This window comes from Oceanobacillus sp. FSL H7-0719 (assembly GCF_045040795.1).
Lineage (GTDB): Bacteria > Bacillota > Bacilli > Bacillales > Amphibacillaceae > Oceanobacillus.
Window position 1 is genome coordinate 943,785 of sequence record NZ_CP150301.1, and the last position, 13,263, is coordinate 957,047.

Annotated in this window: 17 protein-coding genes and 1 other RNA gene; 13 read left to right on the forward strand and 5 right to left on the reverse strand. The window is 36.0% G+C overall.

Annotated features, from left to right (window positions below; translation table 11 throughout):
- Positions 1 to 8 precede the first annotated feature (8 nt).
- Entirely contained in the window at positions 9 to 608 is a 600-nt protein-coding gene (gene recU / locus NST93_RS05215; RefSeq protein ID WP_405101883.1) for a Holliday junction resolvase RecU, read from the reverse strand.
- A gap of 364 nt (positions 609 to 972) precedes the next feature.
- Here recU and NST93_RS05220 point away from each other — a divergent pair, with 364 nt between their 5' ends.
- From NST93_RS05220 to NST93_RS05255, 8 genes are all read left to right on the forward strand, one after another.
- Positions 973 to 1,185 (forward strand): hypothetical protein, encoded by a 213-nt coding sequence (locus NST93_RS05220; protein WP_405101885.1) that lies wholly within the window; start codon positions 973 to 975, stop codon positions 1,183 to 1,185.
- Between the two features lie 97 nt (positions 1,186 to 1,282).
- Positions 1,283 to 1,642 carry a DUF1798 family protein gene (locus tag NST93_RS05225; RefSeq protein WP_405101887.1) on the forward strand — a complete coding sequence of 120 codons (360 nt, stop codon included), beginning with the start codon at positions 1,283 to 1,285 and terminating at the stop codon, positions 1,640 to 1,642.
- Positions 1,643 to 1,656: 14 nt separating this feature from the next.
- Positions 1,657 to 2,058, forward strand: a complete 402-nt coding sequence (locus tag NST93_RS05230) for a cytidine deaminase (protein ID WP_405101889.1) — start codon at positions 1,657 to 1,659, stop codon at positions 2,056 to 2,058.
- Between the two features lie 334 nt (positions 2,059 to 2,392).
- Positions 2,393 to 3,088, forward strand: a complete 696-nt coding sequence (locus NST93_RS05235; protein WP_405101891.1) for an N-acetylmuramoyl-L-alanine amidase — start codon at positions 2,393 to 2,395, stop codon at positions 3,086 to 3,088.
- Between the two features lie 482 nt (positions 3,089 to 3,570).
- Positions 3,571 to 3,882, forward strand: a complete 312-nt coding sequence (gene gpsB / locus NST93_RS05240) for a cell division regulator GpsB (protein WP_405101893.1) — start codon at positions 3,571 to 3,573, stop codon at positions 3,880 to 3,882.
- A 107-nt stretch (positions 3,883 to 3,989) separates the two neighbouring features.
- Positions 3,990 to 4,367, forward strand: an RNA gene (gene rnpB, locus NST93_RS05245) — RNase P RNA component class B.
- A gap of 128 nt (positions 4,368 to 4,495) precedes the next feature.
- Positions 4,496 to 5,632, forward strand: a complete 1,137-nt coding sequence (locus NST93_RS05250; RefSeq protein ID WP_405101895.1) for a class I SAM-dependent RNA methyltransferase — start codon at positions 4,496 to 4,498, stop codon at positions 5,630 to 5,632.
- A 2-nt stretch (positions 5,633 to 5,634) separates the two neighbouring features.
- The gene (locus NST93_RS05255) at positions 5,635 to 7,131 is read left to right on the forward strand and encodes a carboxypeptidase M32 (RefSeq protein ID WP_405101897.1); all 1,497 of its coding nucleotides are present in this window, start codon (positions 5,635 to 5,637) and stop codon (positions 7,129 to 7,131) included.
- Between the two features lie 67 nt (positions 7,132 to 7,198).
- Here NST93_RS05255 and NST93_RS05260 read toward each other — a convergent pair whose 3' ends face one another.
- The 4 genes from NST93_RS05260 to NST93_RS05275 form a co-directional block, all read right to left on the reverse strand.
- Entirely contained in the window at positions 7,199 to 8,848 is a 1,650-nt protein-coding gene (locus tag NST93_RS05260; protein WP_405103760.1) for a b(o/a)3-type cytochrome-c oxidase subunit 1, read from the reverse strand.
- A 41-nt stretch (positions 8,849 to 8,889) separates the two neighbouring features.
- Positions 8,890 to 9,393, reverse strand: a complete 504-nt coding sequence (locus NST93_RS05265) for a cytochrome c oxidase subunit II (RefSeq protein WP_405101899.1) — start codon at positions 9,391 to 9,393, stop codon at positions 8,890 to 8,892.
- A 22-nt stretch (positions 9,394 to 9,415) separates the two neighbouring features.
- On the reverse strand, positions 9,416 to 9,559 hold the full coding sequence (locus NST93_RS05270) for a cytochrome c oxidase subunit 2A (RefSeq protein WP_405101901.1): 144 nt from the start codon (positions 9,557 to 9,559) through the stop codon (positions 9,416 to 9,418).
- A gap of 345 nt (positions 9,560 to 9,904) precedes the next feature.
- Positions 9,905 to 10,105 carry a cold-shock protein gene (locus NST93_RS05275; protein WP_251510409.1) on the reverse strand — a complete coding sequence of 67 codons (201 nt, stop codon included), beginning with the start codon at positions 10,103 to 10,105 and terminating at the stop codon, positions 9,905 to 9,907.
- A gap of 303 nt (positions 10,106 to 10,408) precedes the next feature.
- Between NST93_RS05275 and NST93_RS05280 the strand changes: the two genes are divergently transcribed.
- The 5 genes from NST93_RS05280 to tatA all read left to right on the forward strand — a co-directional run bounded on the left by NST93_RS05280 (position 10,409) and on the right by tatA (position 13,252).
- Complete coding sequence (locus NST93_RS05280; RefSeq protein ID WP_405101903.1) at positions 10,409 to 10,999, forward strand: HD domain-containing protein; 591 nt, start codon at positions 10,409 to 10,411, stop codon at positions 10,997 to 10,999.
- Between the two features lie 107 nt (positions 11,000 to 11,106).
- Complete coding sequence (locus tag NST93_RS05285; protein WP_405101905.1) at positions 11,107 to 11,280, forward strand: hypothetical protein; 174 nt, start codon at positions 11,107 to 11,109, stop codon at positions 11,278 to 11,280.
- 215 nt (positions 11,281 to 11,495) lie between these two features.
- Positions 11,496 to 12,452, forward strand: a complete 957-nt coding sequence (locus NST93_RS05290; RefSeq protein WP_405101907.1) for a thymidylate synthase — start codon at positions 11,496 to 11,498, stop codon at positions 12,450 to 12,452.
- Positions 12,453 to 12,463: 11 nt separating this feature from the next.
- Positions 12,464 to 12,961 carry a dihydrofolate reductase gene (locus tag NST93_RS05295; protein WP_405101909.1) on the forward strand — a complete coding sequence of 166 codons (498 nt, stop codon included), beginning with the start codon at positions 12,464 to 12,466 and terminating at the stop codon, positions 12,959 to 12,961.
- A gap of 87 nt (positions 12,962 to 13,048) precedes the next feature.
- A complete protein-coding gene (gene tatA / locus NST93_RS05300; protein ID WP_405101911.1) occupies positions 13,049 to 13,252 on the forward strand; it encodes a twin-arginine translocase TatA/TatE family subunit in 204 nt (67 codons plus the stop codon).
- Positions 13,253 to 13,263: the final 11 nt, after the last annotated feature.

A 13,263-nucleotide genomic window follows, 5' to 3' on the forward strand; every position in this document is an offset into this window, starting at 1 on the left:
ATTAAGGACTATCTTTCTTTAAAGTAAATTTTATCAATGACTGATAAATAGTCCACTCTTGCTTGATATTGCAATGGTATTAAATAACTTTCTTCTTGTAATTTTTCGTAGGGTATTGATTTTTTCCCTTTATTAAATTGGTCGTTCCAATAGACAAGAAGTTTCTCTGCTTCCAGTAAAAATGTCTCTTCAAAAGCAGAGAAGCGGATAATTAAAAAGCTGATTCCACCTTGATCCAAAATACGTTTCATATGCTTTATTTGATGGTCATGGATGTTCGCCAGCGGAAACCTGGTTCTGTTTTTCGTTTCTTTCGCCTCAAAGTCAAGGTATTTCCCGCGGTAAAGTCCGTTATAGTCTGTTGTGGATGCTTGTTTATAATAAGCTTCAGTTATTACTGCAGCGCTTCTCTGCGGATAATGAACTTTTACAACTTGTATGGGCGTGGGCTTCTTATGAATTACAGCCCGATCAGCATCTAAGTAATATTGATTCGTTACATTAATATCTTCCTCTAATGTCATTCCCCTATTACTATATTGTTTATTCTTTATTCCCGGATTTTCTTTTTTGAATGGACGTTTTCTTTGCCCATTTGGGTAATTCATAAATTTGTTCCTCCCATGATTCTGTACACCAATCGTTAACTCAAACGGAGAGCATAAACTACATTGTACAATATAATTTATGCTTAACCTATATTATATAACAAATTGGTCAAATACGCCTAATGGAGAAGTAATTTTATGATCTTTTCTTCGTAAAGAATTAAATTTATATGACATTTTATACTTTTATTTATACCGATGACATGATGAGCATAAACAATTATATGGTTTAACAGTTTAATTTCGGTTCGACAAGATTTGTAAAAAAGTTATTTTTGACTGATTGCTTCTAGTTTTGTCGAACAGGAAGGAGGTTCAGGCTCTATAGAGAATAGATATAAATATAGAGAAGGGAGGGGATGAAATGGGACTAGCACTAGAAGACATTTATCCAAAAAAAGGCGTAACTAAATGTGAAGTAGAAGTCTCGCTTAACGAAATTACGAGTCAATTGGATCACTTAGATGAAAAGCTTAAAAATAGAATTGACAATGAAATCTGGAAACTTTTTCAAGTGGAGCAGCAAGAGATAAATAAAGTTGAAGAGCACATTGCCAATCTAATAGAATATAAATAGATGTCAGTTTGACAGAAAAATGTTACATTAGATAGAGACACTTCTAAAAGCGGGTCAGCTTGAAAGCGGTAATTTTATTATAAGGTGGTATTCCATCATGAATGTAACAGAACAGACGAAAGAATTAAAGAAATATTTAATTGGCTTAAAAAATAGATTTGAAAATACTGCTCCACCTGAAAACCGGAGAGATCGTGATTTCTTCCAAAAGGTGAAAAATGAAACATCACCAATATACGAAGCTTTAGAAAGCTGGGAAGAAGTTACCCTGATTCTAGTAAAAGAAAGAAGGGTGAATGTTCATCCACATCAAGTAACATCAACAAGGGAGAATATGGAACTCATTTTAATGCATAGCTATTTTATGGATGCTAGAAGAAAACGTTATATGGAGCTTCATAATTCAGTACTCTATATATTTGATCAAATTATTAATGAATTGGATGAAAAAAAGTAAAGTGAGGAATCAGCATGACAAAGCAAAACTTAATCGATGAAGCAATCAATATAAGAAACAAAGCTTATGTACCATATTCTAAATTCCAAGTTGGTGCAGCATTATTAACAAAATCAGGAAAGATTTATACAGGCTGTAATATAGAGAATGCTGCATATCCTGTTAGTTGCTGTGCTGAACGGGTAGCGATTTTCAAAGCTATTTCAGAAGGGGAAACGGAGTTCGTCGAGATGGCAGTTGCTGCCGATACGGAAAGACCAGTACCACCTTGTGGTTCTTGCAGACAGGTAATGAGTGAATTTTTTACACCTGATATGGAGATTCACTTAACAAATCTAAAAAAACATGTTAAATCATTTTCAATGGAGAGTTTGCTGCCATTTTCTTTCGGTAATGATGATCTGATGAGTAAATAAGATATTCTAACATAGCATAGAGAGATTGCTGAAAAACGCAGCTAAAAGCTATACATTCATACAGGGAAATACGAGTAGCAGAGCTTGAAAATAAAGAATAAGACGAAGTATACAATGGTTATTAGATGCATTCCGCATGGGGTGCATTTTTATTTTTCATTAAATGTGAGAGGTAATAGTGCAGAGGAGTCAAAAATTAGCTTTGATAACTTGAGAATGGTATATGTATTCGTTTAGAAAAAACAATTTACAACAAAATGTACATATGAAATAGGTGGCTAGTCCAATCGGGCAAGCCACTTTTTTAATATAAAATAGTAGGAGGAGATTTAATATGAGTAAAATTTATTTAGACCCGGGACATGGTGGTACAGACTCAGGAGCGACAGGAAATGGTTTGCAGGAGAAAAATGTTACTCTGGCAATTGCTTTGAAAGTCAGAGATATCTTAAATAGAGATTATGAAGGGCATTCTATTCGAATGAGCCGTACATCAGATACTGCTAAAAGTCTTGCAGAACGAACAAACGATGCAAACAGTTGGGGTGCTGACTTCTTTGTATCTATTCATATCAATGCTGGTGGTGGAGCTGGTTATGAAGACTATATTTATAATGGCGCTGTATCCAGCAACACAGGAGCTTATCGCGACAAGGTCCATGCGGAAATTATGAAGCAAGTGGATTTCACTAATCGTGGTAAAAAACGTGCGAATTTTCATGTTCTTCGCGAGTCGGCAATGCCAGCAATGTTAACTGAAAATGGTTTCATTGATAATGCTGGTGATGCAGGGAAATTAAAATCAAATGCATATTTAGAACGTATTGCACTTGGCCATGCAAATGGGATTGCACAAGCTTTAGATTTAAATAGGAAGTCTGGCGGAGATAAGACATATACAGTAAAATCTGGTGATACACTTTGGAGTATTGCACAAGCCCACAATATAACCGTACAACAACTGAAAAATTTAAATGGTTTAACCGATGATATTATTTATCCTGGTCAAGTTCTAATTGTAAGTAGTTAAATGGAAGATAAACCAAGGCACCATTCAATAATAGAGTATGACAGGATATGCCATTGTTACCATTGATCAGCCAAATGTAAAATACGCTCAAACGAATAGGATAAATGAAGTTATTTGATGGTGCAACCCTTTCCCAGCTGCAGAAACGATTGGGAAGGGGTTATATTTATGCTATAAGACCTGACCATTCTCATTGGAAAAATGTACTTAGAGTAATCTGGAATATCCTGCGAATTGGCAGGTATCTCTACATGTTTCCGTATATCGGTGTCGATATATGGAATACGATAAACGCTGATACAACTTGACTTTACCTATATTAAATAATAATCTTTAATAAGCAACTGTGTTATAATATATAATGTATCAATCTAAAACATAAACTTAAATAATAATCGTTTAAATGACTGGATAGGCATCCGCATCATGAGAATGGCGCATGCCAGGGTTTCTAAAGATATTGAATAATATGAGGTGATCTTATGAGTTTAGAAAAAATTCAATTAAGTGGAAAAGATATTTTTGAAAAAGATTTTAAAACTGCTATGCGCGGCTATAGTCAAGAACAGGTAGATGAGTTTTTAGATACCATCATTCAGGATTATGATGCTTTTAATCTAGAGATTAAAAGATTGCAGCAGGAAAATGAAAAGTTAAGAAAGCAATCTACTGAACAATTTACACGCACACGTGCTCCACAGCAGAATACACAGGTAAATTATGATGTATTGAAGCGGTTATCTAATCTGGAAAAAGCTGTTTTTGGCAAAAAGGTTTCTAATTCTATTGAATAAGCATACTTTTTACTCTCGAACGGTTGACTGAGTATTTCAAGCAAATAATTAAAAGTCAATTGCTTAGAAAAATGATTCATGTTAAACTAATATAGTTATGTAATTAAATACTCATGTAATCGCTGCATGTTTCATGCAGAGGAAAGTCCATGCTCGCACAAGCTGAGATGCTTGTAGTGTTCGTGCTTGATGAAATCATAAGTCAAGGTAGCCATTTGGCTAACGGCAGGAGGAATTCCTAAGTCCTTAGGATATGGAAGAAACTCCTTGAAAGTGCCACAGTGACGAAGTTGGAATGGAAACATTTCAGGTGGAACGAGGTAAACCCCGCGAGTGAGCAACCCAAATTTTGGTAGGGGCATTCTTGATTAGGGAATTGAACCGAAAAAGAGACAGACAACCGTCTGTAGATAGATGATTACACCCTATGTACGAGGCTTTGACCACCGTTTGCAGTACAGCGGGACAGAACATGGCTTATCGAGTATTTAATGGTCTTGCGATTTTACATTAACCTATTTTATTTGCGTATGCAGATGAGATAGGTTTTTTATTTTGCAACACTATATGGTAAACTAATAAAACAATCTGTAAATGAAGGGACAAAACATACATGCAAAAGGTACGGTTATTAGCGACAGCTGCAATGGGACTGGAAGCAATTGTGGCAAAAGAAGTTAGAGATTTAGGCTATGAAGCAGAAGTTGAAAATGGAAAAGTTATTTTTGATGCACCAATCTCGGCGATTCCCCGCTGTAATTTGTGGCTGCGTACAGCTGATCGAGTGAAAATTATCGTTGGTGAATTTAAGGCAGAGAGCTTTGATGACCTATTTGAGGGAACAAAGGCACTCCCTTGGGAAAATTATATTTCTGAAGACGGGCAATTTCCTGTAAGTGGAAAGTCTGTGAAATCGAAATTGTACAGCGTTCCTGATTGCCAGGCGATTGTAAAGAAATCCATTGCAGAACGGTTAAAATTAAAGCATGGCATGGTTTCAAAAATGCCTGAAACAGGTGCATTATATAAAGTTGAGGTTGCGCTTCTTAAAGATATTGTTACACTGACGCTTGATACATCGGGAGCAGGACTTCATAAACGAGGATATCGTACAGGGCAGGGAGAGGCACCATTAAAAGAAACGATGGCTGCTGCATTAGTACTGCTTACAAATTGGAAACCTGATTATCCACTCATCGATCCATTCTGTGGCTCTGGGACCATTCCAATCGAAGCAGCCTTAATCGGTCAAAATATTGCACCTGGTTTTAATCGTGAATTTGCTTCAGAGGGATGGAATTTTATCAGGAATAAATCTTGGGATGAAGCATTGACTGAAGCAGAGGATCTTGCAAAATACGATCAAAAACTTGATATTATTGGTTCTGATATTAGCCATAAGTTAATCAGTATCTCTAGTGATAATGCAATCGAAGCGGGACTTAGTGATTTAATTACGTGGAAGCAAATGCAAGTAAGTGATTTAACGATTAAACAGGATAATGGTTATATTATTAGCAATCCACCTTATGGAGAGCGTATGAGTGACCAGGAAGAAGTAAAGCAAATGTATCATGACCTTGGTAAAATCATGAATGAGCATCCATCTTGGAGTGTTTATATCATCACTGCATTCGAAGCTTTTGAAAGACAATTTGGCAAAGCCGCTACAAAGAAGAGAAAGTTGTTTAATGGTTTTATTCAAACTAATTATTATCAATACTTTGGTCAAAAAGTAAAGGGGGAATAAAGTTGACACAGCATACTGCCGTTGAAAAAGAGTTTTTAGAGTATCTGCATGAAATAGATGCTTTCAGAGAACTGATTACTTTAGCACATTGGGATTTAAGAACAAAAATTCCAGTAAAAGGTGTAGAGACACGCTCTCAAGCAATTGGAATTCTTTCAGCGAAGGTACATCAAATGCAAACATCGGATAGAATGAAGCAATTTATTGATGAGTTAAAATCTGCAACCGATGATGTAATTATAAAAGCAGTTGATGAATGTGAGCATATTTATAATCGTAATAAACAGATTCCTGAGGCTGAATTCAAAGAGTATGTCATTTTACAAGGTAATTCCGAAGCAGCTTGGCAGGAAGCAAGAGAAAAGGCTGATTTTAGCTTATTCCAGCCATACTTAGAAAAATTAGTTGCTTTCAACAAAAAATTCGCGAATTATTGGGGTTATGAGGATAACATTTATGATGCATTGCTTGATCAATACGAGCCAGGAGTAACAACAAAAATGCTTGATGAGGTTTTCCCTGCTCTTCGCAAGGCGCTGACAGAATTGCTTCATAAAGTAAATAAAAGCGGCACTGCGATAGACTCTTCTGTTGTATTAGAGCATTTTCCAAAACAGAGTCAACAAGAATTTGCTATTAAAGTATTGGAACAAATGAACTATGACTTTGATGCAGGCAGACTTGATGACACTATTCATCCATTTGAAATTACAATTAATTTAAATGATGTACGTATTACAACGAGATATGATGAAAATGATTTTCGAATGGCAGTCTTTGGGATTATTCACGAAGGTGGTCATGCACTATACGAACAAAATATTGATCCTAAAGTAGCGAGAACACCTTTAGCAACTGGTACCTCTATGGGGATTCATGAATCCCAATCTCTATTTTGGGAAAATTTAATTGGACGAAGCAAAGCGTTTTGGGAGTCTAATTACGACTTATTTAAATCGTATGCTCCAAATTCATTCCAGTCCATTGATATTGACAGTTTTTATAATGCAATTAATGAAGTGAAACCTACATTCATTCGCATCGAGGCAGATGAGTTAACATATGCATTGCATATTATGATACGCTATGAGCTTGAAAAGGCATTAATTAATGGTGATATTGCTGTTCAGGATCTTCCGAAGCTGTGGAATGAGAAGATGGTTGACTACTTAGGAATCGAGCCACGCGATGATGCGGAAGGAGTTCTTCAGGATATTCACTGGGCAGGGGGAGACTTTGGCTATTTCCCATCGTATGCACTAGGTTATATGTATGCTGCACAATTTTATCATACATTAGCAAAAGATATTGATATTGAAAAACAGATTCAATCTAAAGACCTTTTGCCAATAACAGAATGGCTCACTGCAAATATTCATCAATATGGAAAGATGAAGAAACCTTTAGAACTGCTTAAAGATATTACAAATGAAGAGCTGAATCCGGACTACCTAGTTAATTATCTTCAAGAAAAATATTCAAGAATCTATAATTTTTAATTCTATAAGTATAAGAAAGCGGGCAGTGATATTGGTTTATCACTGCCCACTTCAATTTTAAATTTTATCAACTATTGCCAATCGGCCAATCAAATGGCACAGATCCAGGAGGTGCATTTTGGATAACGTCAAAGAGTGGAACCGTATATGCAAATATGATTAATAATATTGTAATTGCAATCCATAGTTTCCAATTCTCTGTCCATTTTGGAGTAGGTTGAGCATCTAGTTCTTCCTGGGCAATCGGGAATTCTTCATCACCTTTAGGTGCAAAGAAAGCCATTTTAATAAAGATGTAAACCATGAGTATAATTGCGATAAAGAGAATTGAACCGCCTACAGCCTGAGCCATTTGATAAGCTCCCCATTCTGCAGCTTGTTCAGTGCCGCCATATTCAGAGTATGAAGAACGACGCGGACCGCCTGTCAGCCCTTGAATATGCATAGCCCCAGACATTATTAACATACCGAGAGTCCAAACGAACGTTTGTATAATACCGAGACGATTTACTGACTTTGTTAATTTACGCCCTGTTAAATGTGGGATCAGCCAGTATGAAATACCAAAAAACGTGAGTACCACAGTTGTAGCAGCGGTTAAGTGGAAGTGACCAGTCACCCAAATTGTATTATGAACAATCGTATTGACTTGATAAGATGCGTTTATAAGACCGCCTGCTCCACCTGGAATAAAGGCAAGCATACCAATGAATGGTGCTAAGAAGCGAACGTCTTTCCAAGGCAAGTGCCTTAGCCAGCCAAATAATCCGCCATATCCTTTTTTCCGCCCAGTTATTTCAAATGTAGCAAACATAGAGAATGCAGTCATTAAACTAGGAATAACAACCATAAATGTGAGAACTACCTGTATAAACTTCCATGTTGAATCAAGACCAGGTTCTGTTAACTGATGATGAAGTCCAACTGGAATAGAGAAGAACAAGAATAAGATAAATGAAAATCTCGCTAATGAATCACTGAATATCTTTCCGCCAATTACTTTTGGCAAGATAGCATACCAAGCCATATAGGCAGGAAGCAGCCAGAAATATACAAGTGGATGTCCAAAATACCAGAATAATGTACGGCTTAATAAAACGTTAATTGAATTTGTGAAACCTAATGACCATGGAATAAATTGAATGAGTACTGCTGCAGCTACGCCGAGTGTCGCGATAAACCACATAATCATATTGATAACAACCATAAAGGCAAGCAGCGGTGATTTTTCATCTGGATGTGCCTTTTTCCATAGATAGAATTGACGGAAATTAACGATTGCTGCTATCCAGCTACCAACAATAACTAAAGCTAGCCCGATATAAAATGCAGGGTGTGCTTTTAATGGTGCGTAGAATGTATAAAGCACGCTGGCTTTACCTAATAGAATTGTAATAGCAGTTGTTGTTGTACCAATTGTCATTACCCAGAAGCTGACCCAGCCCCATCTTAATTGCTTTTTACTGATTCCAACGGTTTTACCCATTAAAGCATATTGGAAACCAATAATGAAAAACGTTGTAAGTACAAGTCCTAAAATGACACCATGAACAGTTAAAATTTGATAGTAATCGATTCCCCAAGGCAGTGTAAATTCACCGGATCGTACAAGAGTTTGCAAAAGTCCCATTAAGCCACCAATAAATAAGGAAATAAATGCTACATACATAAAGGCCATATAGAGACGACGTTCAGGTTTTGTCAAAGTAAGTTCCATTGTTGGATTGTTTTTAAATACTTTCGATATCTTCGCAGCCATTATTCAACCACCTCCACAGTTCCGAACATTAAATGATGTCCCACACCGCAGTATTCATTACATACAAGTGTATATTCTCCCGGGTTATTTAATTCAACTTCCATGCTGCTTACATAACCAGGTTCGACCATCATATTCACATTTGTTCCCGCAATATTTAGACCATGTACAACATCTGGACTTGTTGCTTGGACGAGAACTTTTGATCCAGCAGGAATTTCCAGATGTGTTACTGGCTGCCCATCTTCATCTGTACCCAGGTTATAGTTAAATGCAGTAGCTACCACATTGAGCACATATCGTTTTTCATCAACCTTCGTTAACCCAAGATTTTCAGGAAGAAAGGCCTCATTTGCTTCGATATTATCTGGATCAATAACATCTCCATGACTTTGCGGGTGCGTTCCTAAATAAAAAGCACCGAATGCCAGTATTAATAAGAAAGCAATAAGTCCAACTATACCGGCCGAGAGCCAATATTTTTCATATTTGTGTAAATGCATCGTCTATCACTCCTATTTTTCTTTATCGAGAAAGGAATAGCATAAAAGCCCCAATCCATGTAACCAAAAGAAATATACCTAATATGGATACGGAAATTAAGGTGCCTTTCAAATTTGGTTCTTTTTCCTGATGTGTATTTAATTGCTTTTTCTTTTCAGAAACCATTTGTTCATCCCTCCTAGAAAGTTTAAAAGCTTATATTTTCATCATACACAAATTGGTTATAGAATTTATGGGAGGAGAAGACGTTTCACAATTTGTTCAATTATCCTAATTCGCTTGAAATAAAGGTTTTACTAACTTTTTGGTTAGTAAAGTATTTGAACCTTCTGTGACAAAATGGTATATTTTATCCAAAATATGTAAATTAATGGAGGGAAATCAATCAATCTATCTCGCTTTCCTTTAATAGGGGATACTAGTTTTTAAGATGGAGGATGGCGATGGGGGACTATTTTTATAAACACAAAAAAAGCAGTACCCGTTAACGGATACTGCTTTTAATCAACTTTATAATTTTGTTACATTTGCTGCTTGTGGACCGCGTTCACCTTCAACAATTTCAAAAGATACTTCTTGTCCTTCTTCTAGTGATTTGAAGCCTTCTTCTTGAATAGCTGAATAATGTACAAAGACATCGTTACCCTCTTCTAACTGGATGAAGCCGAACCCCTTTTCAGCGTTAAACCATTTCACTACTCCGTTTTGCATGTTAATTCCTCCTAGAACTTTCACGATAAGACGTGGATATAATACAAAGCAAAGAACAAAACACATTAAAACAGACAGCCCTCTAGAAAGTCGGATTATTGGTACATCCGCTTCTATAGAAGCTGTCTGTTACTTAATGAATCCGTACTTCCTCTTTGTTAATGTCAATAATATCCCATTTAATTAGACTAGTCAAGAAATTCAATGTATTTAATTAGAATAAACCAATGTAATCGATTCGTTCATGAAGCTATACAATAACTGATGAAGTAACGTAAGATAGGAAGACGGGGAGGGATTAGTATGTTAATGGATAAACAGCTCGAAGCCATTCGAAACTATGTACATCGAATCTTTGCAGAGGATGCTACTGGTCATGATTATGAACATATGAAGCGTGTTGCTGGAATGGCAAGGGAAATTGCGATATACGAAGGCATTGATCCATTTTTATGTGAGGTTGCTGCATGGCTGCATGATATAGGGGATAGAAAGCTTTTTACGAATCCAGAGCTGGCAACTGCTGAAATGAATGAACTTTTGACTTCGATTCATTTTTCGAAGCAGCAGATAGTTGAAATAAATCAAATCATTTCTACCGTTTCCTTCCAAAAAGGGTTAATTCCAGTTTCTATTGAAGGTAAAATTGTTCAAGATGCTGATCGAATCGATGCACTGGGCGCAATTGGGATTGCCAGGACTTTTCAATATGGCGGTGCAAACAACCAGCCGATCTATCAAAAAGGAAACAGAAGTACATCGGTTCAGCATTTTTATGACAAGCTTCTGAAAATAAAAGATCTCATGCATACAAACTACGCTAAAAAATTAGCTGCAGAACGTCATGCATTTATGGAGAACTTTTTAGAACAGTTTTATAAAGAGTGGATATAACATTAAATTGGATGGACGAGTGCGTATGCGGATCCGGAAGAATCCTGGAATTATTTGAAATCTATTTAAAGATAATAGTATAATTTAGTTAAATCGGGGGTGTATACATGAGATACGAAGTTGCAATTATATTAGATAATAAGATTATAGATATTATAAAAGTGGATGATGTCCGTCAAGTAACCGTAAGTAAAGATGTATATTATTTGAGAGATAAAAAAGGACAAAATATCTTCACAAGTCCGCTGGACAAAACAGCTTATATTAAAAAAGTAGAATAAAAAATAAAGGTCGCTTCTCAATATGAGCGACCTTTATTTTTTATTTACTAATTAGCGAAGTTGCAATTATATTAGAAAGGCCTTCATTATATGTAATGTCATAAGCGTTGATATACTTGACTTTACGCTTATTAAAATAATAGCCTTTAGGAAGCAGAAGTGCTACAATGAGTAGCAGAATAAAAGTATCATGAAAAATGGAAGGGTGTATGACGATGATACAGGGTGAACAAGCCTATTTAGAGTTATGTCAGCTCGTTTTAGATAAAGGCTTCAAAAAAGGGGATCGTACTGGAACAGGAACTTATTCTATCTTCGGTCATCAAATGCGATTTGATTTAAGTGAAGGTTTTCCATTATTAACAACAAAAAAAGTTAATTTCAGACTTATTGCTTCTGAGCTTCTCTGGTTTATTAAAGGAGATACAAATATTAAATATCTTCTTGAAAATAACAATAATATCTGGAATGAATGGGCTTTTGAGAAATGGGTTGCAAGCGATGACTATGAAGGTCCAGATATGACTGATTTCGGAAGAAGAAGTCTTCAAGATGAAGCATTTAATCAGAAGTACATAGAACAGATGGGTAATTTTAAAGATAAAATATTAAATGATAATGCTTTTGCGGAAAAGTATGGTGATCTCGGGTTTGTCTACGGAAAACAATGGCGCCATTGGCAGACAAAAAACGGGGAAACAATTGATCAATTAAAAGATGTGATTGAATCTATTAAAAATACACCTGATTCACGCAGACATATTGTTTCTGCATGGAATCCTGAAGATATTCCATTTATGGCGCTGCCGCCGTGTCATACATTATTCCAGTTTTATGTAGCAGATGGCAAGCTTTCATGTCAGCTTTACCAGCGCAGTGCAGATATCTTTTTAGGTGTTCCTTTTAATATTGCAAGCTACGCATTATTAACACATCTGATTGCACATGAGTGTGGATTAGATGTGGGTGAGTTTGTTCATACGTTAGGGGATGCACATATTTATTCTAACCACATGGAGCAGGTCAAAATGCAGTTGAGTCGCGAAAAACGTGAACTTCCTAAACTTAAGTTCAACACTGAAAAAGAGTCTATTTTTGACTTTGAACTTTCTGATTTTGAAATACTCGATTATAATCCACATCCTGCAATTAAAGCACCAATAGCAGTCTAGGAGGCAATAAAATGATCTCATTATTAGTAGCAATGGAACGTAATCATGTTATCGGTTCGAATAACGATTTGCCATGGCATTTACCGAACGACTTACGTTATTTTAAAGAAAAGACTATTGGCAATACCATTATTATGGGAAGAAAAACCTTTTCTTCAATCGGAAGGGCACTGCCGAAGCGGCGAAATGTTGTCATAACAAGAAATAGTGAAATAGAATTTCCAGATGGGGTAGAGGTTATCGACAATCTGGAGTTGGTCAGACAATGGAATAATGACCAGCCTAACGAAGAATTCTTTATTATTGGCGGAGGGGAAGTTTTCAATCAGGCACTTCCCTTTGCAGATCGTCTATATATAACATGGATTGATGAAGATTTTACAGGAGATGTTTATTTCCCGGAATTTTCAATAGAAAAGGATTGGAGCCTATCCTCAAAAAATAAAGGACCAAAAGATGAAAAAAATCCTTATGATTATTATTATCTTGTTTATGACCGGAAAAGATGATAGATTCTATTACTTGTACAGTTAAACATGTTGCTATATACTAGGTTTAGCATTAACTTTATTTCATATACATGGAGATGATTTAACATGCTTGCAAACATTGGTTTTCCAGGCTTAATTTTAATTTTAATTGTTGCACTTATTATATTCGGACCCAATAAGCTGCCCGAGATTGGAAGAGCTGCAGGAGATACATTACGTGAATTCAAAAAATCTGCTAAGGATTTAACTGGTGACGTTACGGATGAAGTTAAAGAAGTAAAAACGATTGTAAAAGATAATACCAAATAGACGGAGTGATA